The sequence below is a fragment of the Streptomyces sp. NPDC058284 genome (assembly GCF_042881135.1).
In the GTDB taxonomy this organism is placed as follows: Bacteria; Actinomycetota; Actinomycetes; order Streptomycetales; family Streptomycetaceae; genus Streptomyces.
The window spans coordinates 332,954-359,399 of record NZ_JBHVYE010000005.1 but is presented as its reverse complement, the minus strand read 5'-3'; the positions used below and the strand labels follow the sequence as shown (position 1 = coordinate 359,399).

Sequence of the window (26,446 nt, the reverse complement as noted above, 5' to 3'; positions counted from 1 at the left end):
GGCGTTGACTTTTGGCACGCTGTTGAGTTCTCAAGGAACGGACGCTTCCTTTGTACTCACCCTCGCGGGCTTTCCTCCGGGCGCTTCCCTTCGGTGTTTCTTTTTGTTCTTCGTTCTTGCGTTTCCGACTCTATCAGACTCTTTCGTGTCCGACTTCCTCGGTGCCTTTCCGGTTCCCGCTCCGGCCTTTCGGCTTTCGCGTTTCCCTTTCCGGCGGCTCCGACTTTATCAGAAGTTCTGAGTCGGATTTCCCGCCCCGCTCGAGTCGATCCGAAGCACATGAGTGCTCGGGGCTTCCCTCGCTGGCGGAGCCGTAAACCTAACGGAGCGGGGCGCCTCGATGCAAATCGAGGCGCCCCGCTCCGGAGCTCGTGCTGTCGGGAGGATCAGACCTCGACGACCACGGGCAGGATCATCGGGCGTCGGCGGTAGTTGTCCGAGACCCACTTGCCCAGCGTGCGGCGGATGAGCTGCTGCAGCTGGTGGGGTTCCACGACACCGTCCTGGGCCGACTTCTCCAGGACTTCCTGGACCTTCGGCATGACGGTGGTGAAGACCCCGTCGTCGATGCCGGAGCCGCGGGCCTGGATGTGGGGGCCGCCAGTGATCTTGCCGGTGCTGGAGTCCACCACGACGAAGACCGAGATGATGCCCTCGTCGCCGAGGATCTTGCGGTCCTTCAGCGCCGGCTCGCCGACATCGCCCACGGAGAGCCCGTCCACGTAGACGTAACCCGCCTGGACCTTGCCGACGATCTTCGCCTTGCCCTCGACGAGGTCGACGACCACGCCGTCCTCGGCGATCACGATGCGGTCGTGCGGGACGCCGGTGAGGGCGCCCAGCTCGGCGTTGGCGCGCAGGTGGCGCCATTCGCCGTGGACCGGCATCAGGTTCTTGGGCTTGCAGATGTTGTAGAAGTACAGCAGCTCGCCGGCCGAGGCGTGGCCGGAGACGTGCACCTTCGCGTTGCCCTTGTGGACGACGTTCGCACCCCAGCGGGTCAGGCCGTTGATCACGCGGTAGACCGCGTTCTCGTTGCCGGGGATGAGGGACGACGCCAGGATCACCGTGTCGCCCTGGACGATGCGGATCTGGTGGTCGCGGTTGGCCATGCGGGAGAGCGCGGCCATGGGCTCGCCCTGGGAGCCCGTGCAGACAAGCACGACCTGGCTGTCGGGCAGGTCGTCGAGCGTCTTGACGTCGACGACGAGCCCCGGCGGCACCCGCAGATAGCCGAGGTCACGGGCGATGCCCATGTTCCTGACCATCGAGCGGCCGACGAAGGCGACCCTGCGGCCGTACTCGTGTGCGGCGTCCAGGATCTGCTGGATGCGGTGCACATGGCTGGCGAAGCTGGCCACGATGATGCGCTTCTGGGCGCCCGCGAAGACGCCCCGGATCACGTTCGAGATGTCGCGCTCGGGCGGTACAAAGCCCGGCACCTCGGCGTTCGTGGAGTCGGAGAGGAGGAGGTCGATGCCCTCTTCGCTCAGCCGTGCGAACGCGTGCAGGTCGGTCAGGCGGCCGTCCATCGGGAGCTGGTCCATCTTGAAGTCACCGGTGGCGACGACCATGCCCGCGGGGGTGCGGATGGCGACGGCCAGGGCGTCCGGGATGGAGTGGTTGACCGCGACGAACTCGCAGTCGAACGGGCCGAGGGCCTCGCGGTCGCCCTCGACGACCTCCAGCGTGTACGGCCGGATGCGGTGCTCCTGGAGCTTCGCCTCGATGAGGGCCAGCGTCAGCTTGGAGCCGATCAGCGGGATGTCCGGCTTCTCGCGGAGAAGGTAGGGGACACCGCCGATGTGGTCCTCGTGGCCGTGCGTGAGCACGATGCCCTCGATGTCGTCGAGGCGGTCCCTGATGGACGTGAAGTCCGGCAGGATCAGGTCGATTCCGGGCTGCTCCTCCTCGGGGAAGAGCACTCCGCAGTCGACGATCAGCAGGCGACCGTTGTACTCGAAGACGGTCATGTTGCGGCCGATCTCGCCGAGGCCGCCGAGCGGGGTGACCCGCAGGCCGCCCTTCGGCAGCTTCGGAGGGGCGCCGAGTTCAGGATGCGGATGACTCAAAAGACTCTCCTCACCACGCGCGCCACGTACCTCCTGGGCACGTGGCGCGTATGACGTTCGTGCATTAGCAGTTGTTTGTGTGGGGTGCGGGCGGTCGGCAGCTCGTGACGCGCCCGCGGTGTTGCGCGTATTCAGTTGTGAAGTCTGTGGTTACAGCTGTACCCCGCCGGCGGCGAGGTCGATCTTGAGCTGGTGCGTCTCCTCGGGCGACAGCTCCACCATCGGCAGGCGGAGCGGGCCCGCGGGGCACCCCTGGAGGGCCAGCGCCGCCTTGGTGGTGATCACGCCCTGGGTGCGGAACATGCCGGTGAAGACGGGGAGCAGCTTCTGGTGGATCTCCGTGGCCTTCTGTACGTCGCCCGAGAGGTGTGCTTCCAGCATGGCGCGCAGTTCGGGGGTGACGACGTGGCCGACGACGGAGACGAAGCCGCACGCGCCGACGGACAGGAGCGGGAGGTTCAGCATGTCGTCGCCGGAGTACCAGGCCAGGTCCGAGCGGGCGATGGCCCAGCTGGCGCGGCCGAGGTCGCCCTTGGCGTCCTTGTTGGCGACGATCCGCGGGTGCTCGGCGAGGCGGACGAGCGTTTCCGTGTTGATCGGTACGCCGCTGCGGCCGGGGATGTCGTAGAGCATGACCGGCAGCTCGGTGCTGTCGGCGATCGCCGTGAAGTGCCGGAACAGGCCGTCCTGAGGGGGCTTGTTGTAGTACGGCGTGACGGTCAGGAGGCCGTGGGCGCCGGCCTGCTCGGCGGCGCGGGCGAGCTCGATGCTGTGGCGGGTGTCGTTCGTGCCGACGCCCGCGACGATGTGGGCGCGGTCTCCGACCGCGTCCAGTACGGCTCGTACGAGATCGTTTTTCTCCGCGTCACTGACGGTCGGGGACTCACCGGTGGTGCCGTTGATGACCAGGCCGTCATTGCCTGCGTCCACCAGGTGGGCGGCGAGCTGCTGCGCGCCGTCGAGGTCAAGTGCGCCATCCGCCGTAAAGGGCGTGACCATGGCGGTGAGGACCCTCCCGAAGGGGGTCTGCGGAGTGGAGGTCGGAGCCATGGGTAACACGCTACTCGCTGCTCAGCGCGGGGTCGCCCCTCGGGGGATGTGTGCGGACCTGACAAGTGTGGAGCCCGGCACTGCCTGCTCGGGGGTTCAGGCAGTGCCGGGTCCGTTTGATCAGGCTAAGTGAACTTCACGAAGTGCCGCAATCCGGACACTTCGCGCGACGCGCCCGCACATCAGTGCCTTACGGCGCCACACGTCCGTTCTTGTTGAAGGCCGCATGGGTGAGAGGCATCAGCTCGGCCCAGTGCTGCTCCATCTTCTCGCCGACCATCTCGATCTCCCGCTGCGGGAACGAGGGGACCTTGGCGAGCTCGTGCTGCGTACGGAGGCCGAGGAAGTGCATGAGCGAGCGCGCGTTGCACGTCGCGTACATCGAGGAGTAGAGCCCGACGGGGAGCACCGCGCGGGCGACCTCGCGGGCGACGCCGGCGGCCAGCATCTCCTGGTACGCCTCGTACGCCTGGCGGTAGGAGTCCTCCATGACGCGGCCGGTGAGCTCCTGCTGCGCCTGGGTGCCCTCCACGAAGACGTACTTCCCGGGGCGGCCCTCCTGGACGAGCTTGCGGGACTCGTCGGGGACGTAGAACGTCGGCTGGAGCTCCCTGTAGCGGCCCGATTCCTCGTTGTACGACCAGCCCACGCGGTGCCGCATGAACTCGCGGAAGACGAAGATGGGGGCGCTGATGAAGAACGTCATCGAGTTGTGCTCGAAGGGGCTGCCGTGGCGGTCCCGCATCAGGTAGTTGATCAGGCCCTTGGACCGCTCCGGGTCCTTCTGGAGCTCGTCGAGGGACTGTTCGCCGGCCGTGGAGACTCGGGCGGCCCACAGGACGTCGGAGTCGGAAGCGGCATGCTTCACCAGCTCGACGGTGACCTCGCTGCGGAAGCTGGGCTTGAGGTCTTCGGTGGGGGTCTCGCTCACAGGCGGGGGTCCTTCCATGTGCATCTCTCGGGCGGCGCCCACTCTATGGCCCGGCACCGACAATCGGCCGTCCGGTGACCCGCCACGACATTCTTCGACTAATTTGCCGAAAGAGGGCACCTTTTGGGCGTTTCGAGCGTCCTACTGGGCAACAGAGTCAACAGTGCTCCGTTCGAGACCCGTAAGGAGAAGCGCGCCCCATGTTCCGTCGGCGAGAGCCCGTCCCGTTCGCCTTCATCGCCGAAGCCGACAAGTTCCGCAGCAACGTCACTCCCCCGCCCCGAGAACGCGCTTCGGCCAGCCAGATCATGGGCCGTACGCTCATCGGCCTCACCGTGGTGGCCGGCCTCGTGGGGTCCCTGCTCTTCGGTATGCCCGCGATGTCGGCCGACCAGTCACCCGCGCATCACCAGCAGTCCGAAGCCTCCGAAGGACGCTGAACCGGACATCACCCCGGACACGGACCGGCTCCGTCCGGCCCTGACTCGTCCGGACCCCCAAGGGTGGTAGCAGGGGACACGGCTCGATAACCTCACCGGGCACAGCCCATGTGTGGATCGAGTGAGGATCAGCCCGTGCCCCTGCCCTTCCTGACCGCGGACCGCACTTTCGACGACGTGGCGGAGGACGCCGCGCTGCCCTTCGCCGACCGCGACCACTGGCGCCGGCCCTACCGTCCCGGCCCGTGGCGGGTCGGGACCTCCGCGCTCCTGCTGCTTGCCGCCTCGTTCGTCCTCCTCGCCGCCGTGATCATCGCGCTCGCGGGCTCACTCACGGGCGGCGCGATCTGCGCGGGCATCGCCGTCCTCGTCATCGCCGCCTCCCTGCGCCTGCTGCGCATGGGCACCTGGGTGAGCGCCCGGGGGCTGCGCAGGGTCGGTTTCCTGTCGACGCAGACGGTCGCGTGGGCGCAGGTGTCGACCGTGCGCACCGCGCAGCAGCCGGTGCGCTGGCTGGGACTGCCCCGGACGGTGCAGGGGCAGGCGCTCGTCCTCGTACGACGTGATCAGGATCCGCGGGGCGCCGGGCCGCAGCTGTTGCTGACCGACCGGAACGCCGACTTCCTGGCGCGGCACGAGGCGTTCGACCGGGCGGCGGACTCCATCGAGGTGTGGGCCGACGAGTACCGGCCCACCGCCTGACGCCCCACCACCTCTAGACGTTCACCGGCCGGCCCGCGTGCAGGGCGATCGCCCGCTGCATGGCCTTTCGCGCGCGGGGGGTGTCCCGGGCGTCGTGGTAGGCGACTGCCAGCCGGAACCAGCAGCGCCAGTCGTCCGGCGCGTCCTCGGTCTCGGCCTTGCGGCGGGCGAAGACCTCGTCGGCCGAGTCGCGGTCGATGCGGCCGCCGGGGGTCCGCTTCAACTCGTCCACGGGCAGGCCGCCCTCGGCCTCCAGCTCGGCGGCGAGGCGGTTGGCGCGCTGGACGAACTGGGTGTTCTTCCAGAGGAACCAGACGCCGATGACCGGCAGGATCAGCACCGCGACACCGAAGGTGACGGTGAGCACGGTGCCGTGCTGGATCAGGAGCACGCCGCGGCTGCCGACCAGGACGAAGTAGACGACCAGGACGGCGGCCGTGACGGCGTAGGTGATCTTTGCGCGCATGTCTCTCAGCTCTGATCTCGGCCGAGGCTCCCGGCTCAGCCGAGGTCCAGGAAGTGTTCCAGGCCGAACGTGAGGCCCGGCGTGCTCACCACGCGGCGGGCGCCGAGCAGGATGCCCGGCATGAAGCTGCTGTGGTGCAGCGAGTCGTGCCGGACGGTCAGGGTCTCGCCCTCGCCGCCGAGCAGTACCTCCTGGTGGGCCAGGAGGCCGCGCAGGCGCACGGAGTGGACCGGTACCCCGTCGACGTCCGCGCCGCGGGCGCCGTCCAGGGCCGTCGTCGTGGCGTCGGGCTGCGGGGCGCTGCCCGCCTCCCTGCGGGCCTCGGCGATGAGCTGGGCGGTGCGCGTGGCGGTGCCGCTGGGGGCGTCGGCCTTGTTCGGGTGGTGCAGCTCGACGACCTCGACGGACTCGAAGTAGGGCGCCGCGATCTGCGCGAACTTCATCGTGAGGACGGCGCCGATGGAGAAGTTCGGGGCGATGAGCACGCCCGTCTCCGGGGACGCGTCCAGCGACGTACGCAGCCGCGCGAGGCGCTCGTCGGTCCAGCCCGTCGTGCCGACGACGGCGTGGATGCCGTGCCGTACGCAGAAGTCGAGGTTCTCCATGACGGCGTCGGGGTTGGTCAGCTCGACCGCGACCTGGGCGCCGGCCTTCGCCAGCGTCTCGAGATCGTCGCCCCGGCCGAGGGCGGCGACCAGTTCCATGTCGTCGGCGGCCTCGACGGCCTTCACGGCCTCGGAGCCGATGCGGCCCTTGGCACCGATGACCGCCACGCGCAGCTTGCTCATGTCCTTCATTCCTTAAGGGAGTCGGGCCCTCACGCGGCTATGCGACCGCGTCGTGGAGGCGGGCCGCCTGCTTGTCCTTGAGCGGGCCGATGGCCGACAGGGACGGGCGGTGGCCGAGCACGTCGCGGGCCACCTCGCGCACCTCGTCGGGGGTGACCGCGGAGATCTTGGCCAGCATGTCGTCGACCGACATGTGCTCGCCCCAGCAGAGCTCGCTCTTGCCGATGCGGTTCATCAGGGCGCCGGTGTCCTCGAGGCCGAGGACGGTGGAGCCCGCCAGCTGGCCGATGGCGCGGCCGATCTCGTCGTCCGTGAGTCCGTGCTCCGCGACCTGGTCGAGCTCGTCGCGGCAGATCTTCAGGACGTCGTGCACCTGACTGGGGCGGCAGCCCGCGTACACGCCGAAGAGGCCGGTGTCGGCGAAGCCCGACGTGTACGAGTACACGCTGTAGGCCAGGCCGCGCTTCTCCCGTACCTCCTGGAAGAGGCGGGAGGACATGCCGCCGCCGAGCGCGGTGTTCAGCACGCCGAGGGCCCAGCGGCGCTCGTCGGTGCGGGCCAGGCCCGGCATGCCGAGGATGACGTGGGCCTGCTCGGTCTTGCGGTTGATGACCTCGACGCGTCCTGCGGTGCGCAGCGTGCGGGAGCCCTGGCGCGGGGCCATGGGGACCGCGTCGGTGCGCCCGAGCGCGCCGGCCTTCTCGAAGGCGGCACGGACCTGGCGTACGACCTTGTTGTGGTCCACGTTGCCCGCGGCGGCGACGACCAGGTGGGTCGGGTCGTAGTGCTTCTTGTAGAAGCGGCGGATGCGGTCCGCGGTGAGGGCGTTGATCGTCTCCTCGGTGCCGAGGACCGGGCGGCCGAGGGGGGTGTCGCCGAGCATCGTGTGCGCGAACAGGTCGTGCACGCAGTCGCCCGGGTCGTCCTCGGTCATCGCGATCTCTTCGAGGATGACGCCGCGCTCCGCGTCGACGTCCTCCTGGAGGATCAGGGAGCCCGTCAGCATGTCGCAGACGACGTCGATGGCGAGCGGCAGGTCGGTGTCGAGCACGCGCGCGTAGTAGCACGTGTACTCCTTGGCCGTGAAGGCGTTCATCTCGCCGCCGACCGCGTCGAGCGCGGAGGAGATGTCCAGGGCGCTGCGCTTCCTGGTGCCCTTGAAGAGGAGGTGCTCCAGGTAGTGCGTGGCGCCGTTCAGGGACGGGGTCTCGTCGCGGGAGCCGACGTTGGCCCAGATGCCGAAGGTCGCCGAGCGCACGGAGGGCAGGGTCTCCGTGACGACGCGCAGGCCGCCGGGGAGGGTCGTCCTGCGGACGGTGCCGATGCCGTGCTCGCCCTTGATGAGGGTTTGGGTACGGGCGACGGCCCGCGCCTCCGAGGAGGTGCGGGCCGTCGTCGTGGTGCTACGCGACGTCACTTGTCGGTGTCGTCCTTCGTGTCGTCGTCCTCTTCACCCTCGATGACGGGGATGAGGGACAGCTTGCCGCGGGAGTCGATCTCGGCGATCTCGACCTGGACCTTCTGGCCCACGCCGACGACGTCCTCGACGTTCTCCACGCGCTTGCCGCCGGCGAGCTTGCGGATCTGCGAGATGTGCAGCAGACCGTCCTTGCCCGGCATGAGCGAGACGAACGCGCCGAAGGTCGTCGTCTTCACGACGGTGCCCAGGTAGCGCTCGCCGACCTCCGGCATGGTCGGGTTGGCGATGCCGTTGATCGTGGCGCGGGCGGCCTCGGCCTGCGAGCCCTGCGCGGCACCGATGTAGATGGTGCCGTCGTCCTCGATCGTGATGTCGGCGCCGGTGTCCTCCTGGATCTGGTTGATCATCTTGCCCTTGGGGCCGATGACCTCACCGATCTTGTCCACCGGGATCTTGACGGTGATGATGCGCGGCGCGTTCGGGGACATCTCGTCCGGAACGTCGATGGCCTCGTTCATCACGTCGAGGATGTGCAGACGCGCGTCGCGGGCCTGCTTGAGCGCGGCGGCCAGGACCGAGGCGGGGATGCCGTCGAGCTTGGTGTCGAGCTGCAGCGCGGTCACGAACTGCTTCGTACCGGCGACCTTGAAGTCCATGTCACCGAACGCGTCCTCCGCACCGAGGATGTCGGTGAGGGCGACGTAGTGCGTGTCGCCGTCGATCTCCTCGGAGATCAGACCCATGGCGATACCGGCGACGGCGGCCTTCAGCGGCACACCGGCGTTCAGCAGCGACATCGTGGAGGCGCAGACCGAGCCCATGGACGTCGAGCCGTTGGAACCGAGGGCCTCGGAGACCTGGCGGATCGCGTAGGGGAACTCCTCGCGCGACGGCAGGACCGGCACGATCGCGCGCTCGGCGAGCGCGCCGTGGCCGATCTCGCGGCGCTTGGGCGAACCGACGCGGCCGGTCTCGCCGACCGAGTACGGCGGGAAGTTGTAGTTGTGCATGTAGCGCTTGCGCGTCACCGGGGAGAGGGTGTCGAGCTGCTGCTCCATGCGGAGCATGTTGAGGGTGGTGACGCCCAGGATCTGGGTCTCGCCACGCTCGAACAGCGCCGAGCCGTGCACGCGCGGGATGGCCTCGACCTCGGCGGCGAGCGTACGGATGTCCGTGACGCCACGGCCGTCGATGCGGACCTTGTCCTTGATGACGCGCTCGCGGACCAGCTTCTTGGTCAGCGCGCGGTACGCACCGGAGATCTCCTTCTCGCGGCCCTCGAACTGCGGGAGCAGCTTCTCGGAGGCGATCTCCTTGACGCGGTCCAGCTCGGCCTCGCGCTCCTGCTTGCCGGCGATGGTGAGCGCCTGGGCGAGCTCGGTCTTGACCGCGGCGGTCAGGGCCTCCAGGACGTCGTCCTCGTAGTCCAGGAAGACCGGGAACTCGCCGGTGGGCTTGGCGGCCTTGGCGGCGAGGTCCGACTGGGCCTTGCAGAGCGCCTTGATGAAGGGCTTCGCGGCTTCCAGACCCGCGGCGACGACCTCTTCGGTCGGGGCCTCCGCGCCGTCCTTCACCAGCTGGATGGTCTTCTCGGTGGCCTCGGCCTCGACCATCATGATCGCGACGTCGCCGTCCTCCAGGACGCGACCGGCGACGACCATGTCGAAGACGGCGTCCTCGAGCTCGGTGTGCGTCGGGAAGGCGACCCACTGACCCTTGATGAGCGCCACGCGCGTGCCGCCGATCGGGCCCGAGAAGGGCAGGCCGGCCAGCTGCGTGGAGCAGGAGGCGGCGTTGATCGCGACCACGTCGTACAGGTGGTCGGGGTTGAGCGCCATGATCGTCTCGACGATCTGGATCTCGTTGCGCAGGCCCTTCTTGAAGGAAGGACGCAGCGGGCGGTCGATCAGGCGGCAGGTCAGGATCGCGTCCTCGGAGGGGCGGCCCTCACGACGGAAGAACGATCCGGGGATCTTGCCGGCGGCGTACTGCCGCTCCTCGACGTCCACCGTCAGGGGGAAGAAGTCGAGGTTGTCCTTGGGCCGCTTGGAAGCGGTGGTGGCCGACAGCACCATGGTGTCGTCGTCCAGGTACGCGACGGCGGAGCCTGCGGCCTGCTTGGCCAGACGGCCCGTCTCGAAGCGGATGGTGCGGGTGCCAAACGTGCCGTTGTCGATGACGGCCTCGGCGTAGTGGGTCTCGTTCTCCACTGTTCTCCTACGTGTCTACGTTTCGTCTTCTCGCCCCTGGGCCCGTGTGGCCCGGGACGGTGTCCCGTACGTCCACGCGTCCTGCGTGGCACGGGACCGGGTGGAGAAGCGCGCCGTGTGTGCGGGCCGGTCTTCGATCGAAGCACCCGGGATGTCCCGGGGGCCACTACCGAGGACCGGCGGCGGCTGGTGCGCCCCTCCCTCGTCGGGGTGGTGCTCGGTGTCCCGGGGTCGCTGTTCTGCTACCCGCGAGGACCGCGTACGTCACCAGACTACAAAGCGTCGGTGACAGCGCGCATGTACGGCAAAGGGAGCGGCCCCCTTCGAGTGCTTCGAGTGGGAACCGCTCCCTTCACGACGTCTTACTTCGCGCCCGCCGCACCGCGGCGGATGCCCAGACGGTCAACCAGGGCACGGAAGCGCTGGATGTCCTTCTTGGCCAGGTACTGCAGCAGACGGCGACGCTGACCGACCAGGATCAGCAGACCACGACGGCTGTGGTGGTCGTGCTTGTGGGTCTTGAGGTGCTCGGTCAGGTCCGAGATGCGGCGGGAAAGCATGGCGACCTGGACCTCGGGGGAGCCGGTGTCGCCCTCCTTCTGGCCGAACTCGGTCATGATCTGCTTCTTCGTAGCGGCGTCGAGCGACACGCGTACTCCTCGTGATGTCTTCGAGTGCCTCCGAGTGCCCCTGGTCTACGTCTCAGGGGGGCTTCCGTGACTCGGGAGGCGGGGATGGGCCGTCGGGCGCGGGTCCGGGCCCTCGTGGGCCCGGGGTCCGGATCCCGGGGGATTCGGAGGTACGCATATAGACGGTCGTTTCACAGAGTACCAGTCTGCTTGTGAAGGGTTTGCCCGGGGCGATGCCGTCCGCTCAGCTGGTCAAGGAGCGAGCGGCGCCGTAAACGTCGAGCACAGCGAGGCACAGCGGGACCAGAGAGAGCAGTATCGCCGATTCAGTCAGGTCGAGGAGGCGGCCCCAGAAGGGGGAGAGCCCCTTCGTCGGAATGATCAGCGAGATGGCCGTCAGCAGGGCACATCCCAGCGCGATGGCAGCGGTGAGCCACACCGCGCGCAGGTCCAGGGGGCCGCGGTCGTCGTGGAGGAGCAGTTCCTGCATGGCGTCGCCCGGCGGGTTCAGGGCCAGGCCGACGAGCAGCAGGGCGATGGCGGCAATACCTGCCACGAGCGCGCAGACCACTTGCGAGGTGTAGCGGAAGAGGCGGGCGCGGAGCAGCATCGCCAGACCGGCGGCGAATGCCAGGAGCCGCCCCCAGACGTTCCCTGAGAAGCCGAGAACGGCGGCCGTCCCCACGATGACGGAGGCCGATCCGGCGACCAGTCCGAGCAGCAACTCGTGGCCGCGCCGGGCCTGGGCCGCGATCCGGGCCGCGTCGAGAGGCCCGGGGTCGACGGTCGGGTTCAGGTCGGCGTCGAAGTCCTCCTGCACGGAGCTCCGCGGCGCGGCGTAACCGATGGGCAGCCTGGCGAACCGGGAGGACAGGCCCGGCAAGAACGCCACGAGGGCAATGGTCACCGGGGCGGTGACCGCGGCGGCCCCGGTAGCCGTGGCTTCGGTGATGATCGCGGCGAACGTCGCCAGGGCACCCGCTGCCGCCAGGAACGTGGCGGCCACGAAGGGGGCGTCGCTCCCCGGAGAGACTACGACGAGCAGGACCGAGGCCACGAGCACAGTGACGCAGCCGAGCAGGAACTGCAGCCGGCCCGGCCCCTGCCCCGCGTCCGGGGCCATGATTCCCGTTCCGGCGACGAGGAGGAGCGGGAGGGCGGCAAGGCCCAGGACCGCGCCGACGGCACGGTCCTCGTACACACGCACGCGTACACCGGCGAAAGCAACGAGGAACAGACCCACTCCGCCCGCAAGGATGCCCGGCAGGCTGTTCATGTTGTGGCGCACGGGGTCGGCATACCAGAGCACGAAAGCCATCAGGAGCAGGACCAGGAAGCTTCCTGTCAGGCCGGCGCCGCGCAGCAGCGCGTCCCTCCACAGCCTGCGGTCCTGGACTATGGCGGACGCGACCGCATCCGCGACGTCGTCGTACACGGCGGGCGGCAGAGACATGGCGAAGGGCCGCAGACTGAGCACCTCCCCGTCGAGGACCCGCTGGGCGGCAAGGGTCCGTGCGCCGTCCAGTACGGTGCCGTTCTGACGTACGAGGTTGTAGCCGGTCGGCGTGCCTACCGGCTGGGTCTGGCGAGTCAGCCGGAGAACCTCCGGATAGACGTCGGCCACGGCGATGTCCTCCGGCAGCGCGACATCGATACGACTGTCGGGCGCGACGACAGTGACCCTGCAGAAACCGGTCGCTGCGGGCGAACTCACTTGCATGACCCCCTGATTCGCGGTTGCGCACCGTGTCTGCGTCACCCTACCGCTACGCGCTGTCAGCGCCTGCACATAGGATCACCTCGGTGCGGAGGGAGACCGCACCGATGAGGCAGCAACACGGAACTGCCGATCCATATAGGGGGATTGATGCTCCGGTGAGTCAGATCGTCATCAAACGCCCGCCGCGCGCCCTGCCGCCCGAAGTGCCCAATGACGAGCTGCAATTAGCGCCTCCACCGGAGCTTCCTCGCGGACAGCAGGAGGGCGTGCTGATGCAGGTCCTGCCGACGCTCGGCATGGGCTCGTCCGTGGTCTTCTTCTTCGCGTCGCCCAACGCCCATCCCTTCATGCGCATCATGGGCGTGGTGATGTTGGTGTCGACGGTCGCGATGGTCGTCGCCCAGGTGGTCAGATACCGGCGCGGTACACAGGGGCAAATAGCGGACGTGCGCCGGGATTACCTCAAGTACCTCGCACAGACTCGCCGTACAGTGCGCCGGACCGCCCTCAAGCAGCGCGACGCACAGCTCTATCTGCACCCTGCCCCGGAGCAGCTGTGGTCAGTGGTCGCCGACGCGAGCCGGGTGTGGGAACGCCGCATCGGAGACCCTGACTTCGGGCAGGCACGGGTGGGCCTTGGGCCGCAGCAACTGTCCACTCCTCTGGTAGCGCCTGAGACCGCGCCCGTCGACGAGCTGGAGCCGCTGGCCGCCGGGGCCATGCAGCAGTTCCTCGCCGTGCACAGCTCGCTGGACGGACTGCCTGTCGCGGTCTCGATGCGCGCCTTCTATCACTTGACGGTCTCCGGAGAGCCCGAATCCGCACAGGGGGTGGCACGCTCGCTGATCGCCCAACTGGCCACTCTGCACGGCCCCGAGGATCTGGTGATCGCGGTGGTCGCGGCCCCCGGTGCCGTCGGCCGGTGGGACTGGACGAAGTGGCTGCCCCACTGCCAGTTGCCGGGGCAGGTCGACGGCGCCGGCGCGAGGCGGCTCTTCGGCGACGACCTCGGTGAGCTGGAACAGCTCCTTGCCGACCGTCTCGACGGCCGACCGCGGTTCAGCCGTGACGGACAGCCCGTGCTCGACCAGCCTCACCTCGTGGTGGTACTCGACGGCGGCATGGTGCCGCCGACGTCCGCCTTCGCCGCGCCGGAGGGCTTGCAGGGTGTAACGATCATTGAGGTCGTCTCGGGTGAGCTGGATGAACGTCGCGGAGGCCTCTCCGTGGTGGCCCGCCCCGGCAGGCTGCTCCTGGAGTCGACCGGCGGCGTCGCCTATGAAGGCGTACCGGACACGTTGTCGCTGCCCGCCGCCGAGGCGCTGGCGCGACAGCTGGCCCCGCTCCGCATGGGCGGAGGCGACGAAGACGAACCGCTGCTCGCCAACCTGGACTTCACCGACCTGCTGAATCTGGGGGACGCGGGGTCGGTGGACGTCACGCGCACGTGGCGGCCCCGTTCGACGGCGGAGCGGCTCCGTGTCCCCATCGGCGTGGGCGAGGACGGCCGGCCGGTCATGCTGGACCTCAAGGAAGCAGCTCAAGAAGGGATGGGCCCGCACGGCCTGTGCGTGGGTGCCACGGGTTCGGGTAAGTCCGAACTGCTGCGCACGCTGGTCCTGGGTCTCGCCGTGACCCACTCCTCCGAGAGCCTCAACTTCGTCCTCGCCGACTTCAAGGGCGGCGCTACGTTCGCCGGCATGTCGGACATGCCGCACGTGGCGGCGGTGATCACCAACCTCTCCGACGACCTCACTCTCGTGGACCGCATGGGCGACGCGATCCGCGGCGAACTGCAGCGTCGTCAGGAGCTACTGCGGTCGGCGGGCAACTACGCGAACATGCACGACTACGAGAAGGCGCGCGCTGCGGGTGCGCCGCTGGCCCCTTTGGCGTCACTCGTTCTGGTGATCGACGAGTTCAGCGAACTGCTCACCGCCAAGCCGGATTTCATCGACATGTTCATCCAGATCGGCCGCATCGGCCGCTCCCTGGGAGTGCACCTCCTGCTTGCCTCGCAGCGCCTGGAGGAGGGCAAGCTGCGTGGACTCGACACGTATCTGTCCTATCGCGTCGGGTTGCGTACCTTCTCCGCCTCGGAGTCCCGTACGGCGTTGGGGGTACCGGACGCCTACCACCTGCCATCCGTGCCCGGCTCCGGCTACCTGAAGTTCGGTACTGATGAAATGACCCGCTTCAAAGCGGCGTACGTCTCCGGGGTGTACCGCGCGGGTGGCGCGGACCCGGCATCGACTCACCTGCCCATCGAGCGCAGGCCCGCGCTCTTCACCGCGGCGCCGGTGGCGGCGACCTACACGGTCCCGGACACTGGTCGGCCACGTGCGTCCTCCAGCAGGGAGGACGACGCGCTGGCCGACACCGTGCTCGACGTCGTGGTGCGCCGCCTCGAGGGGCAGGGCGTACCGGCGCACCAGGTGTGGTTGCCACCGCTGGACGAGGCGCCCACGTTGGACCAGCTTCTGCCGCAGCTCGTGGTGGATCCGGAGCGAGGCCTGCACGCCGGCGACTACACACGTCCCGGCGGATTGGTCGTCCCCCTGGGACTGGTTGACAAGCCTTTCGAGCAGAAGCGTGAAGTGCTGTACAGCGACTTCTCGGGCGCGGCTGGAAACATGGTGGTGGTCGGTGGGCCCCAATCGGGAAAGTCGACGCTGCTGCGCACGCTGATCACCTCGTTCGCGCTGACCCACACTGCCCACGAAGTGCAGTTCTACTGCCTGGACTTCGGCGGCGGTGGCCTGGCCTCGATCTCCGACCTTCCTCACGTCGGAGGGGTTGCTTCCCGTCTCGATCCGGAACGGGTACGGCGTGCGGTGGCAGAGGTGGCCGGTGTCCTGAACCGCCGCGAGGCCTTCTTCCGCGCCCACGGCATCGACACCATCACCACCTATCGGCGACAACGCGCCGCGGGCCAGCTTCCCGGCGAAGCCTGGGGTGACGTCTTCCTCGTCATCGACGGGTGGGGAAGCTTCAAGAACGACTACGACATGCTCGAGGGAGTCGTCAACGACATCGCCGGCCGGGGCCTCGGATACGGCGTTCACGTCGTCGTATCCGCTTCGCGCTACATGGAGGTACGCGCGGCTCTCAAGGACCAGATGCTCGGTCGTCTGGAGCTGCGTCTCGGTGACGCCATGGACTCGGAATTCGACCGTAAGGTCGCCATGAACGTGCCCGCCGGGGTGCCGGGCCGCGGTCAGGTACCACAGAAGCTGCACTTCATGACGGCGATGCCGCGCGTCGACTCCTCACCCGATCCCGCGAGCCTCTCCGATGCGACGGCCCAGTTGGTCGAAAGAGTGAAGAGCAACTCGCGCGGGCCCGCGGCGCCGACAGTGCGGCTGTTGCCACGCAAGCTCCCTGCCGATCAGCTTCCGAAGGGTTTCGAGTTCCCGCAGCACGGCGTCGCGATCGGTATCGACGAGACGAACCTGGAACCGGTCTTCGTCGATTTCGAGACAGATCCATTCTTCCTGATCTTCGGTGAAAGCGAATCGGGCAAAACGAACCTGCTTCGCCTGCTCGCGAAGCAGATCGCGGAGAGATACACACCCGCACAGGCACGCATCGTTGTCGGCGACTACCGGCGCACCATGCTGGAGGCCGTGTCGGCGGCTCACCTGCTGGAGTACGCCCCGATGGCATCGGCAATGGACGTCCACATGAACGCCATTGCCACGTTCATGGAGAAGCGAGCACCCAAGCCCGACATCACTCCGCAGCAACTGCGCGATCGAAGCTGGTGGGACGGTCCGGAACTGTTCGTCATCATCGACGACTACGAGTTGGTGGCTACCAACTCGACCAATCCACTCAGCGTGTTGGTCGAACACCTGCCCTTCGCCCGGGACGTGGGCGTCAAGTTCATCATCGCGCGGAGTTCCGCCGGTGCGTCACGCTCGATGTACGAGACCTTCATGCAGCGCGTGAAGGAACTGGGCGCGCAAGGCGTCCTGTTGTCGGGCGATCCGAGCGAAGGAGACATCCTTGGAAATGTCCGGGCACGCCCCATGCCGCCGGGGCGCGGAACCTTCGTGTCGCGAAAGCGCGGGACTGCTCTGATTCAAGTGGGGCGGCTTCCGGACCACTACTAGAGTGCGTACTGGACACTTGACTGAACGGGGAGGCAGGCGTGGGGAGTTCGGGCGGGGGCGGCGGTGACGCGGGTGGCGCGGACACGGGGAAGTCGTTCGACGGCCTTTACGGCGTAAACCCTCAAATGGCGCTGGATATCCAGGCCAGCGCGATGAAGGGCTTCAAGAAGCGGGTCGACAACCTGCTGGCGGAGCTTTCGGGTTCCGAGGCTGCGCCGGGCAAGATCGGCGCCACGCGACTTTCGCGCGCGCAGCTGGGCTCGGCGGAATTCAAGGAAGCCCAGTACCTCTACGACTCCTACATGGTCGTGCACGACGAACTCGAGAAGCTGTCCAAGGCGCTGGGTACTCAGATCGAGGGCTTGGGGCTGGCTGTTCACGCGTCGCGCGTGGGCTACGACAACCTTGAGGACGACATTCGGGCACGAATGAAGGCGGTCAACGCGGAGGCCGAGAAGTACTACGACGTGGATCGCGACCCGTATGCGCAGGGGCTCGGCGGCGCCGGGAGTACCGGCCCGAAGACGACGGACAAGGACACGGCTCTCTGATGACCAGGCGGAGACGGGAAGCGAGGGCACGAGCACATGGCTGAGGGATCCAAGGCCGGAGAGCCGAAGCTCGCTCACACGGACTTCGAGTCCATGACGCATGAGCAGCTGCTGGCACTGCTGGAGTCCGCGAGCTCGGAGAGCGCCTCCGAGCTCGCGGGCAAGCTGTCCAAGGCCGCATCGACGATTTCCAAGATCGGCGACGACCTCATGACGTACACAAAGGGCCTCCATTGGCAGGGCGAGGGTGGCGACGCCTTCCGCACGTGGGGGACCCAGGCGGCGAGCGCCACGCTCTATCTCGGCCAGTACAGCGAGACCGCGTCGCGCTGGATGGGCGTGGTGGCCCAGGGAATCGCGGAGGCGAAGGCATCTATGCCGCCGGCATCGGACACGGCACAGGCCAAGGCCGACCTTCGCTCCGCCAACAAGAACATGGACGCCGCCCAGAAGGCCCACAACGACCCAGATGCCCGCAAGGTGGCCCAGAGGTCTCAGGCGGACGCGGACGCGGCACAGGAGCGGATCGAGGCGGCGCAGGCCGAAGCGGTGCAGCGCATGCGGAAACTTGCGCAGACATATCAGCAGTCTGCGCAGCAGGTGAACGGGGTAGAGCCGCCTACGTTTGCGCCGCCGGCGAGCCATGCGGAGGACCCTGGCCAGTGGTATGAGAGCGATGGGTACCAGGCCGTACCTAATCAGCCTGTACCCGGCCACGCCGGTGGCCCCTCACCGTTAGGTCCTCCCTCCACCGCACCGGTTCCGTCCGGCGCGGTCCCCCCTGCGAGCCACGGCGCACCCAGCAATACACCCGAGAATGTGCCTCACGCACCGTCTCCTGCCGCCACACCGCCGCACCACCCGGTGCTTGATCCCGTAGCCATGGGGATCGACCGCGTGGCGACACCTCCCCCGCCGCCGTCAGCTCCGGACATCTCGCCTGCACCTGCCCCGTCGGGCCGACCTGAAGTAATGGCTCCCCCCAACCTCGGAACCCCACCGCCCCCCTTCGGCCCGAGTCATGGCCAGCCAAGGCCGAACACCACACCACCTGCCCGTCCCGCTCCAGCAGTACGTCCGCCGCTCCCTCCTCCCAACGGGCCCTCCGCCAACGGACTCGGCAAGCAATCACCCAAAAACACCGGCATCATTGGCGGCCGCCCCGTACCGCCGAATGCGGGGCGTCCGGTGACCGGCATCCCTCGAAGCAATGTCTTCGGCGGAGAGCACGTGCAGGGCCGTCCGCCCATGAACCCTGGGATGGGCACCGGAGCCGGAGGGCCAGGGCCCGGCCGGACAGGCGTTGTCGGTGGTCGCCGACTCACTGGTGAGCCCGGTGGGGCAATCGGCCGACAGCCCCACCAACCTGGGCGCGTCGGAGGGCGCCCCTTTACACCGGGCGGCGCTGGACTGGTACGTGGCTCCTCCACCGGCGACTCGCCGCCCTCAGCGACGGGTCGCCCTGCCACCATTCCGCAGGGCAGCCGGGTAGATCCTTCACGCCGTGACGAGAACCGGTCTGGACGGTCGGACCACCTCTCCGAAGAAGAAGAGACGTGGCAACCTGACCAGCGCCGCATCGTCCCGCCAGTCATCGACTGACCCGACAAGGAACGCAGATGCCCACCACCAGGAAGAGCGGCTTCCGCTCCAGGGTCGCTCTGTCGGTGACCCTGGGTGTTTTCATGGCAAGCATCGTGGCGACACCGGTTCACGCCGACACCGTTCGCTCCAGGCAGTGGCATCTCGACGCCATGCACGCCGAAGAGATGTGGAAGACCAGCACCGGTCGCGGCGTGACAGTCGCAGTCATCGACTCCGGAGTCGATGACACGGTCGCTGATTTGCGCGGTCAGGTGTTGGACGGAAAGGACTACTCAGACCTTCCCGGTGACGAGCACAGCGACCGGGACCGGCACGGTACAGGCATGGCGGCGCTCATCGCAGGAACGGGCGCTCGGGGAAAGACCGCAGGTTCCTTCGGTGTAGCGCCAGGAGCCAAAATTCTGCCCATCAGGATGTCGTACAGCTCCGAGAGGTCCGGCCAGGCAGACCAACTGTCCGGGTACTCCCGCGACATGGCGAGCGCGATTCGATATGCCGCCGACTCAAAGGCTCGGATCCTCAACATCTCCATGGGCAGTCCGAACCGTCGCGGCTTCTCGAACGTGAACACGCCCGAACTCAGTGCCGCGGTCAAGTACGCGCTCAGCAAGGGGAAGCTCCTCTTTGCAGCTGTTGGGAACACTGCTCACAAGGGCAATGAACCAAAGTATCCGGCAGCGACTCCTGGAGTGGTCGGCGTCGGCGCCATCAACCGCGAGATCGAGCGGACCAAGGAGTCACAGTGGGGGCCTCAAGTCGACATGGTCGCTCCGGGAGACGACATCTGGAATGCGTGCTCCGGCGGCACCGAACTCTGTAAGGGCCACGGGACCAGCGCCAGTGCGGCCATCGCCTCCGCCTCAGCCGCCCTCATCTGGTCCAAGCATCCGAACTGGACGAACAACCAGGTCCTCCGAGTCATGATCAACACGATGCAGGGCAACGACGACGGCTGGAGCCGGGACGACTCGGTCGGATACGGCGCCGTACGCCCTCGCATCGCGCTCACGAACCCGGGCGATCCAGGGCCTGCCGACGAGTACCCTCTGCCGGACCTCACAGCGGCAACCAAACCTTCGGCGCCATCTCGGTCCAGCAACGCCACCGGAGACGAGAAGAGGACCGACAAAGCCACCGCGACAGCACCGGGTGCCGACGACGAGGCAAGGGCACCGTGGGCAGCCATGGGGGCAGGCGCTGCAGTCGTTATTGGGGTGGGAATGGTGATCTTCTTCGTACGCTTCCGTAACCGGAGACTCCAATCCGGGCCACTGATCCACTCCCAGCCCAACCACTACCAGCAGGCGCAGCACCTTTCATCGAGTGAACCGGCTTCCGCACCCCCAATCAGCCCCCCACGCGGCGACCGCAGGGACGTGTGAAATCCGCATGAGCAGCAACTGGCACACGTCTCATCTCTCATATCCAGAGTCCAGCCAAAAGGCAGAGCCCATGTCGTTTGAAGAAGAGTGGGGGCAGGCCCGCCTGAGAGCCGAAGCCCCGGACGCCAGCATGCAGTTGAACACAGCGGCTCCCCATAACGGCGGTGGGAGCGGAGGCGCAGCAGGAGGTGAGGACTTCGCCTCAAGTCCCGCCGCGAAAAAGAAGGCTGCCAGAGTCATCGATGAACATCTGATCAGAGATACACAAAAGGCTGGGGACGTCGCAGACGAGGAAACCGCCGCCGCGGTGAAAGCATTTAAACCCAAAGATGGTGACGGCTGGTTGACCTCGGCTGCTCTACACAAAGCCCAAAAAGAATGGAACACACAGGTAAACTCGCTCAAAAAGCGGCTTGCTGCTGAAAGCTCTGCATTGCGTGACACATCGACAACATTCCACGCCAATGAACTTGACATCCGCTCGCAAGTCATGCGGGAGTCCGGCATCAAGAAGCTCACCTGAATAGAAGGAAACAGCTCCATGCCCAGCTACCACGAAGTCATGACCACCGAATTGTCAGCTCTGTCGACAGCGGCCAAGAAGTGGGATGACATGGCGGACTCATTCAAGACCCTGGAAGGGCAGTACAAGAGAGATGTCCACGGGATCTCGCTGGGCGGTCCCACGTGGCGAGGGCAGAGTGCCGGGGCAGCAAACGAACGATTCGACGTCACACTCAGAGAAATCCGAGCAGCACAAACGGAGGCAAAGGCAGTAGCCTCGCTGCTGCGCGACGCGCACGCTCAGTTCTCTGAGCTGAAAGCAGCGGTCAAAAAGGCGCGTTCGCAGGCTGTCGACGCAGGTATGTCCGTATCCGATCAGGGAATTTGTCGCTTCGATTACAAGAATGCCACTGAAAGTCAAGCCCGCGCCGCACGTAACGACCCAGGGCTCCCAGAGCTTGAGAGATCTTGGTCGGGACACATCCGTAAGGCGGTGGAAGCCGTCAATGAAGCCGATCGCGACGTTAAACTCTCTCTTGAAGCTGTCGTGATCGATTCCGACCTGGGTGACGGAACCCTCAACGGGTTTAACGCCCACGCCAGAAAGAAGATCAAGGACTATGAAGCAGAACATGAGGCCGAGGAAGCGGCAAATACCCTTACTCGCATCAACGAAGGCGCAAACCCATCAGCGCGCGAGATTGCGGCATTGAAGCGGACATTCAAAGAGTACAGCGATAACGAAGTCTTCAGTAAGACACTACTGGACAGCCTCGGCCCTAGCGGAACACTCACCTTGTCCAACCGACTCAATGATCTTGGTCACGTTAAAGATCCCGGACACGGCAGCGACTACGCCACACTCGAATCAGGACTAGCGAACACTCTCGCAAAAGCTACTCAGAACACTGACACAAAATGGTACAAGGAATGGCACGCCGGTTTGAAAAAGGCTGGGGTCAGCCGTTATGAAACAGACTTCCACGGCGCCCGCCTAGAGAAAGTGCATGGTTATCAGTCTCTGGTCACCCTCATGCAGGCAGGAACCGGGGATAAGGCCAACGGCTTTTCATCTGCCTTCCTCAAGGATGTCGGGAATGACATCATCGGCGCCGAGAAGAAGAACCCCGACATCTGGGACCTAAAGGGCACATACAGCGGCAAGGCTTCTGGCTGGTTCGCCAACGATCCACTTGATGGCCTCCTCGGTGTAATGAGCCATGACCCGGTCACTGCCACATCGTTCCTGAACTCAGACAAGCATCTCGGCTATCTTTTGGGGTCCGGGGATGGTCAACATCGCGACTGGAACGTCATAGAAGAAGACCACGAGGGAGCAAAAGCCTCGACTTATACCCCGGCCTTGGATTCCGACAACCGTGCCGGCTTCGGTGCTGCCCTGCAAGCTGCTGCGACAGGAATAGACCCTTCGGACGAAAATGCGAAGTTCGTCGAGCATACGGAGGGAAACAAGAAGGTCTTCGAGACGTCCATTTCACACCTGTCCGAGAAGGGAGACGAGTTCCCGACTTCTCTGCGGGAGCCGATGGCAAAGATCCTAGTCAATCATGGGGACACTGTGCACACGGCAGCGAGTACGGTCAAGATTGCTGATTCTCCGGTATCGCAACATGACCTCTTTGAAGTCATCAAGCAGGTCTCCAAGAGCGACGATTCTTATGGAGAATTGAATCACGGCATCAACAAATCCATCGTCTCAGACATTTATGATGAGAAGCTGGGCAAGGGAGAGCGCCCCGAAGATTCTCTCACCAGAGCCGGACGCACAATCGGTTTCCTGGAAGAAGCTAGATCTCAAGCCGCGGACGACCCCAAAACCGCGGAGATCAAGGGCAAATGGATTGTAGATAAGGGAATCAGTTATCTGCCCGTGGGAAGCGAGGACGTTCAGGCAGGTTTCGATTATGTCGCCGACAAGTGGCAGAAGGACGAGCAGGCTCGCCTCGATGATAAACAGGCCGATGCGAACGTTGATGCCTACAAGCTGAGAAATGGGCAGCTAATGGCCCTTGCGAAGCAGTGGGTGCAAGTGCACGGAGGCAGCAAGTATGACGCACAGGACACCATCGACAAATCAGCTTCCGCCGGTGCCGATAATGCTGTCGGAGTATCAGGGGAGTAGTCCAGTTGAATTCGCAGCGCAGTGCACTATGTGCCATGGTTCCGATGCTTGCTCTCTCGACTTTGGCCTTGGCCTCTTGCGGCGAGAATTCCGACGAAAAGGTTCCCTCCAAGATCTGCGGTACGACGATCAACGCCCAATACGTCCGCCCTTTGTTGAAGGACAGCGGAAAGTTTAGCGAGTTCAGCCGTCTCGACAACGCAAGGGCTCGCACGGCACCCTGCGACCTCATGATCGACGACCAACCCGTGATGAGTTTCAGGTTTGCCTGGTCCCCTACCTCTGTTGACATCATGAAATATGCAACATCTGACAGCTCCGTCAGCTCCCTGAGGGAACCACGCCAAACGGGCGGTGAATACCAAACCGTCATCGGTGATGATGGAGCGATTTCTACCGCCGCATGCAGGAAATCCGACGCATCCTACTTCACTCTCACCTTGCTGCTCCCCCGATCATCGAAGTACGACTCTGGGCCGCGCGCTGACATAAAGAAGTTCATGGGCGTGTACATGAAAGAAGCCATGAAGGGCTTCAAGTGCGGTGGCGCGCGGAGCGGTGGCTGAGAGAATTCGTCAGAACCGAGTCGAGCGGATTTGGCGGGGCACCGTCAGGGCGCCAGCCCATGGCAAGCGGCTCAAGAAGGCAGCCGGTCGCCTCTCATCGAAACTCGCTGGACTACCTCCTCGCGTCCGACCCCGCCAAGTAGGCTGAGACACCAGTTGGTTCGTACGTCGGGAAGGGGCCGGTTCGTCATGGGCGAGGGACAGAACGAGGACGTCAAGGCGCGGAAGGAGCGGGAGAAGGACGAGCTCTACGCCCTTGATATCTCCGACGCCGAGTGGCACAGCGCGCCCGGCACCGAGGCTGACGAGGAGCGCGTCGAGATCGCCTATCTACCGGCGGGAGCCGTTGCGATGCGGTCGTCGCTGGATCCGGAGACCGTGCTGCGGTACACCGAGGCGGAGTGGCAGGCCTTTGTGCTCGGGGCGCGGGACGGGGAGTTCGACCTGGAGCCGACCGTGCGGAACGGTGGAGTGCCGGCGGACGGGGCCAGCGCTTCCGGCTGAGCTCAGTGAATTGCAGGGAGAGCGGTGAGGGAGGGGAGCCGGGGTGCATGAACCACCCGGCTCCCCTCCCTCACTTCGCACTCGACGAGCGCCCCATGACGCCTCGCACCCGCCTCAACTCAGCATGCGGAAACGTGCGGCGTTGCCCTTGTCCGTGTCCCTGTAGCCGACGACCGACTCGTCCAGGAGCTGAGCGATGCGTTGGAGCTTCTGCACCATGCCGTACATCTCGGCATCGGTCCGCCCCTGAATGTCGCGGTACGCAGTCTTGGCCTCCCCCTCCCAGGTCTCAGCCACTCGCGCTACGTCACGCATGAGGTTCTCAAGCCCCTCGCCCATCCCCCTGGCGTTGTTGCGCACATCGGTGGCCGCCGTCGTGACGGTGTCATAGTTGACCGCTGTGCGGTCGAAGTTGTCTGACATTCAGCTACTCCTTGGCTTCCGGCCGCAGCGTCTCAGGCGTGGTCGACGATCTTGCTCGGAACTTCGTACGAGTTGTCCACCTTGCGGATCTGCGAGATCCGCTCCTGCTCGTGGCTGTCGAAGCCCTTGACGCTCATCCGCATGACGTCTTCCAGATCCACGAGGTTGTCCTGAAGCTTCTTCAGGTGCTGGTTCACGCCTCGCTGGAGTGTGTCGAACTCCTTGCCCGCTGCGCCCTTCCAGCCAGCCTGGATCATGTCCACAACGGTGTTCAGCGACGTGACGCGCTTGCTCACATCCGTGTGGAAGTTGCGGATCCTGTCCGCCAGTTTGGTCAGATCGTCATTGCTGTAATCAACGCTCATCGCTCTTGCCCTCCTCATGTGCGGACAGCGGCGATACCCGCTGCTCTCTTCGACTCCGTGCCAGGGCCTCTCGGCTCCGGCGGGCAAGGGTCGCGCCAGATCTCGCATGTACGACCACGCGATTCGCGACGCTGCGCCGCCCCCGTGCAGCATCAACTTGAGATGCTGTAGGCCACTCTAGTCATTCTGATTGCTCAACTAGCAGGCATATGGAATCAGTTGGTCGTTTCCGACGCGCCTGCGGCGCCGAGAACCAGCCACGACCAGTCTTTCCTGCCTTGTCCGTCCGTCCATCCTGGACAAGGGCCTCCGACAATTCCGGAGAGGGAAGCGTCCAGGCGTCAGAACTCGGCCGCCCCCCATCCGCGGCAGGTGGATCAAACGCGGGTAGATCAAACGATCGCGCCCAGAGTTGCCTTTCTTGCGGCCTTCCTTTTCGCCAGGTCGAACGAGGCAAACCGCCTCCGAGTGTCCATATGTGGCACCGTCTTCGTACATTGTCCGCGACCACGGTCGACTGGGTGAAGGGAGAGGGAGGCAGTCCGAAGCCAGTCCGAAGCTCATGCCCTGGAGCCTCTCCTTCTACGGGCCTCTCGCATGGCCGCTGCCGTTCCCGCCATCGCCGCGACGACGACCACGGTGATACCGAAGGTATAGATCGCCAGGCGCTCGGTTCGTTGCTGGGGCGTCTCAGCGAGGGAGAATCGCTCCGTATCCGGGGCCGGGGCCTTCGACACCCCCGGGTCCGGTGTCGGCGAGGTCGGCGGGTGGGTGAGATCGGAAGCCTTGACGGCTCGGACGGGATTGATCACGCCCCAGCCGACGAAGTTGTCGTGGCCATTGATGGACCGCTCCGCCGTCTGCTCGATCCGGGTGGCGATCTGGGCCGGACTCCAGTCGGGGTGCCGGGACTTGAGGAGGGCCGCCACGCCGGCGACGAAGGGAGCCGAGAAGCTCGTGCCGTTGTCGGCGCACTGGCCGCCACCGGGGACAGTGGACACGATGTCCACGCCTGGGGCCGCGACGTCGACGAAGGAGCCCGCCTGGGAGAAGGCCGCGCGTTCGTTGTTGCGGTCGGAGGACGCCACGGCCAGGACGCCGTCGAAGGCCGCCGGATAGGTGTCCTTCGTGTTGCCGTCCAAGCCGTCGTTGCCCGCGGACGCGACCACCACGACCTTGGCCTGGAGCGCGTCACGTACCGCCTTGGCCAGGGCCGAGGTGCGGGACAGGGGCTTCGTGGTGTCCTGGGAGACGTTGATGACGTCGGCGCCTTCAGCGACCGCGTGGTCGATGGCCTTCGCCATGGTGTCCGAGTCGCCACTGTTCTCGGCGTCGTTCTGGCGGATGGGGATGATGGTGGCGGCCGGTGCGATGCCCACGAAGCCCGTCCCCTTGTGCGGGCGGGCCGCGATGATCCCCGCGACCTTGGTGCCGTGGCCCACTTCGTCGTTGGTGGGATCCGCGCCCTTGCCCTTGGCCAGGTAATCGCGCCCCGCCCGGGCATCCACCGCATCCGCAAGCTGGGGGTTCTTGTCATCCACCCCGGTGTCGATGACCGCTACCTGAACGCCCCGGCCCTTCTTGCCGTCCTGCCACAATTCGTCGAGCAGCACCCGCTGGAGCGGCCAGGGACGGCCCTTGATCTGTTCTGCGGGTGTCTCGCACGCGCCGCTGCCGTCGAGCCGCACGCGCGCGTGCGGAGGGGGCCCGGTGTCGCCAGCCTCTGCCTCGGGAGTGACCGCGCTCAGGCATGCGGCCACGGCCGCCCCGGTCAGCAGCGCCTTCTTCAGTGACCGCACCTCTACGTCGGTCCTCTCCGTCGGTGACTTCGGTGGCATGGGCCTGCGTGGGATCGGGTTG

General features: G+C 66.2%; 22 protein-coding genes. 10 read left to right on the top strand and 12 right to left on the bottom strand.

What is annotated here, in order from left to right:
* A partial coding sequence (locus ACFVYR_RS10880; RefSeq protein ID WP_389611632.1) for a hypothetical protein occupies nt 1-241 on the top strand: 241 nt, incomplete at its 5' end.
* Nucleotides 242-386: 145 nt separating this feature from the next.
* On the opposite strand, the gene ACFVYR_RS10875 is transcribed toward ACFVYR_RS10880, so the two are convergent.
* From ACFVYR_RS10875 to thyX, 3 genes are all read right to left on the bottom strand, one after another.
* Nucleotides 387-2,072, bottom strand: a complete 1,686-nt coding sequence (locus tag ACFVYR_RS10875) for a ribonuclease J (RefSeq protein ID WP_362374230.1) — start codon at nt 2,070-2,072, stop codon at nt 387-389.
* 150 nt (nt 2,073-2,222) lie between these two features.
* Nucleotides 2,223-3,122 (bottom strand): 4-hydroxy-tetrahydrodipicolinate synthase, encoded by a 900-nt coding sequence (gene dapA / locus ACFVYR_RS10870; RefSeq protein ID WP_384263530.1) that lies wholly within the window; start codon nt 3,120-3,122, stop codon nt 2,223-2,225.
* 190 nt (nt 3,123-3,312) lie between these two features.
* Nucleotides 3,313-4,053: an FAD-dependent thymidylate synthase gene (thyX, locus tag ACFVYR_RS10865; RefSeq protein WP_384263533.1), complete on the bottom strand. Its 741-nt coding sequence runs from the start codon at nt 4,051-4,053 to the stop codon at nt 3,313-3,315.
* Nucleotides 4,054-4,253: 200 nt separating this feature from the next.
* Here thyX and ACFVYR_RS10860 point away from each other — a divergent pair, with 200 nt between their 5' ends.
* Together ACFVYR_RS10860 and ACFVYR_RS10855 are read left to right on the top strand one after the other, a co-directional pair.
* Nucleotides 4,254-4,493: a hypothetical protein gene (locus ACFVYR_RS10860; RefSeq protein ID WP_384263535.1), complete on the top strand. Its 240-nt coding sequence runs from the start codon at nt 4,254-4,256 to the stop codon at nt 4,491-4,493.
* A gap of 135 nt (nt 4,494-4,628) precedes the next feature.
* Nucleotides 4,629-5,195: a hypothetical protein gene (locus ACFVYR_RS10855; RefSeq protein WP_384263537.1), complete on the top strand. Its 567-nt coding sequence runs from the start codon at nt 4,629-4,631 to the stop codon at nt 5,193-5,195.
* A 13-nt stretch (nt 5,196-5,208) separates the two neighbouring features.
* Here the strand turns inward: ACFVYR_RS10855 and ACFVYR_RS10850 are convergent, their stop codons facing one another.
* The 6 genes from ACFVYR_RS10850 to eccD form a co-directional block, all read right to left on the bottom strand.
* Nucleotides 5,209-5,661, bottom strand: a complete 453-nt coding sequence (locus ACFVYR_RS10850) for a tetratricopeptide repeat protein (RefSeq protein WP_358709559.1) — start codon at nt 5,659-5,661, stop codon at nt 5,209-5,211.
* A gap of 35 nt (nt 5,662-5,696) precedes the next feature.
* Entirely contained in the window at nt 5,697-6,449 is a 753-nt protein-coding gene (dapB, locus tag ACFVYR_RS10845) for a 4-hydroxy-tetrahydrodipicolinate reductase (protein WP_384263540.1), read from the bottom strand.
* A gap of 37 nt (nt 6,450-6,486) precedes the next feature.
* Nucleotides 6,487-7,866, bottom strand: a complete 1,380-nt coding sequence (locus ACFVYR_RS10840; RefSeq protein ID WP_384263543.1) for a M16 family metallopeptidase — start codon at nt 7,864-7,866, stop codon at nt 6,487-6,489.
* Nucleotides 7,863-10,079, bottom strand: coding sequence for a polyribonucleotide nucleotidyltransferase (locus ACFVYR_RS10835; RefSeq protein ID WP_384263545.1), 2,217 nt, complete (start codon nt 10,077-10,079; stop codon nt 7,863-7,865). The genes ACFVYR_RS10840 and ACFVYR_RS10835 overlap by 4 nt, the downstream gene beginning before the upstream one ends.
* Nucleotides 10,080-10,441: 362 nt before the next feature.
* Nucleotides 10,442-10,729 carry a 30S ribosomal protein S15 gene (gene rpsO / locus ACFVYR_RS10830; protein WP_007385095.1) on the bottom strand — a complete coding sequence of 96 codons (288 nt, stop codon included), beginning with the start codon at nt 10,727-10,729 and terminating at the stop codon, nt 10,442-10,444.
* Nucleotides 10,730-10,952: 223 nt separating this feature from the next.
* The gene (gene eccD / locus ACFVYR_RS10825) at nt 10,953-12,428 is read right to left on the bottom strand and encodes a type VII secretion integral membrane protein EccD (protein WP_384263549.1); all 1,476 of its coding nucleotides are present in this window, start codon (nt 12,426-12,428) and stop codon (nt 10,953-10,955) included.
* A gap of 155 nt (nt 12,429-12,583) precedes the next feature.
* On the opposite strand from eccD, the gene eccCa reads away from it, so the two are divergent.
* From eccCa to ACFVYR_RS10790, 7 genes are all read left to right on the top strand, one after another.
* The gene (gene eccCa / locus ACFVYR_RS10820; protein WP_384263551.1) at nt 12,584-16,543 is read left to right on the top strand and encodes a type VII secretion protein EccCa; all 3,960 of its coding nucleotides are present in this window, start codon (nt 12,584-12,586) and stop codon (nt 16,541-16,543) included.
* 38 nt (nt 16,544-16,581) lie between these two features.
* Entirely contained in the window at nt 16,582-17,094 is a 513-nt protein-coding gene (locus ACFVYR_RS10815) for a hypothetical protein (RefSeq protein WP_384263553.1), read from the top strand.
* A 1,619-nt stretch (nt 17,095-18,713) separates the two neighbouring features.
* The gene (gene mycP / locus ACFVYR_RS10810) at nt 18,714-20,081 is read left to right on the top strand and encodes a type VII secretion-associated serine protease mycosin (protein WP_384262038.1); all 1,368 of its coding nucleotides are present in this window, start codon (nt 18,714-18,716) and stop codon (nt 20,079-20,081) included.
* 70 nt (nt 20,082-20,151) lie between these two features.
* A complete protein-coding gene (locus tag ACFVYR_RS10805) occupies nt 20,152-20,604 on the top strand; it encodes a hypothetical protein (protein WP_389611626.1) in 453 nt (150 codons plus the stop codon).
* A gap of 18 nt (nt 20,605-20,622) precedes the next feature.
* A complete protein-coding gene (locus ACFVYR_RS10800; protein ID WP_384262045.1) occupies nt 20,623-22,728 on the top strand; it encodes a hypothetical protein in 2,106 nt (701 codons plus the stop codon).
* A gap of 35 nt (nt 22,729-22,763) precedes the next feature.
* Nucleotides 22,764-23,294 carry a hypothetical protein gene (locus ACFVYR_RS10795; RefSeq protein ID WP_384262047.1) on the top strand — a complete coding sequence of 177 codons (531 nt, stop codon included), beginning with the start codon at nt 22,764-22,766 and terminating at the stop codon, nt 23,292-23,294.
* A gap of 189 nt (nt 23,295-23,483) precedes the next feature.
* A complete protein-coding gene (locus ACFVYR_RS10790; RefSeq protein ID WP_384262050.1) occupies nt 23,484-23,798 on the top strand; it encodes a DUF397 domain-containing protein in 315 nt (104 codons plus the stop codon).
* Between the two features lie 114 nt (nt 23,799-23,912).
* Here the strand turns inward: ACFVYR_RS10790 and ACFVYR_RS10785 are convergent, their stop codons facing one another.
* From ACFVYR_RS10785 to mycP (ACFVYR_RS10775), 3 genes are all read right to left on the bottom strand, one after another.
* Nucleotides 23,913-24,221: a WXG100 family type VII secretion target gene (locus tag ACFVYR_RS10785; RefSeq protein WP_384262052.1), complete on the bottom strand. Its 309-nt coding sequence runs from the start codon at nt 24,219-24,221 to the stop codon at nt 23,913-23,915.
* 32 nt (nt 24,222-24,253) lie between these two features.
* Nucleotides 24,254-24,586 (bottom strand): WXG100 family type VII secretion target, encoded by a 333-nt coding sequence (locus ACFVYR_RS10780; protein ID WP_384262055.1) that lies wholly within the window; start codon nt 24,584-24,586, stop codon nt 24,254-24,256.
* A 560-nt stretch (nt 24,587-25,146) separates the two neighbouring features.
* Nucleotides 25,147-26,424, bottom strand: a complete 1,278-nt coding sequence (gene mycP, locus ACFVYR_RS10775; protein WP_384262058.1) for a type VII secretion-associated serine protease mycosin — start codon at nt 26,422-26,424, stop codon at nt 25,147-25,149.
* Between the last annotated feature and the right edge of the window lie 22 nt (nt 26,425-26,446).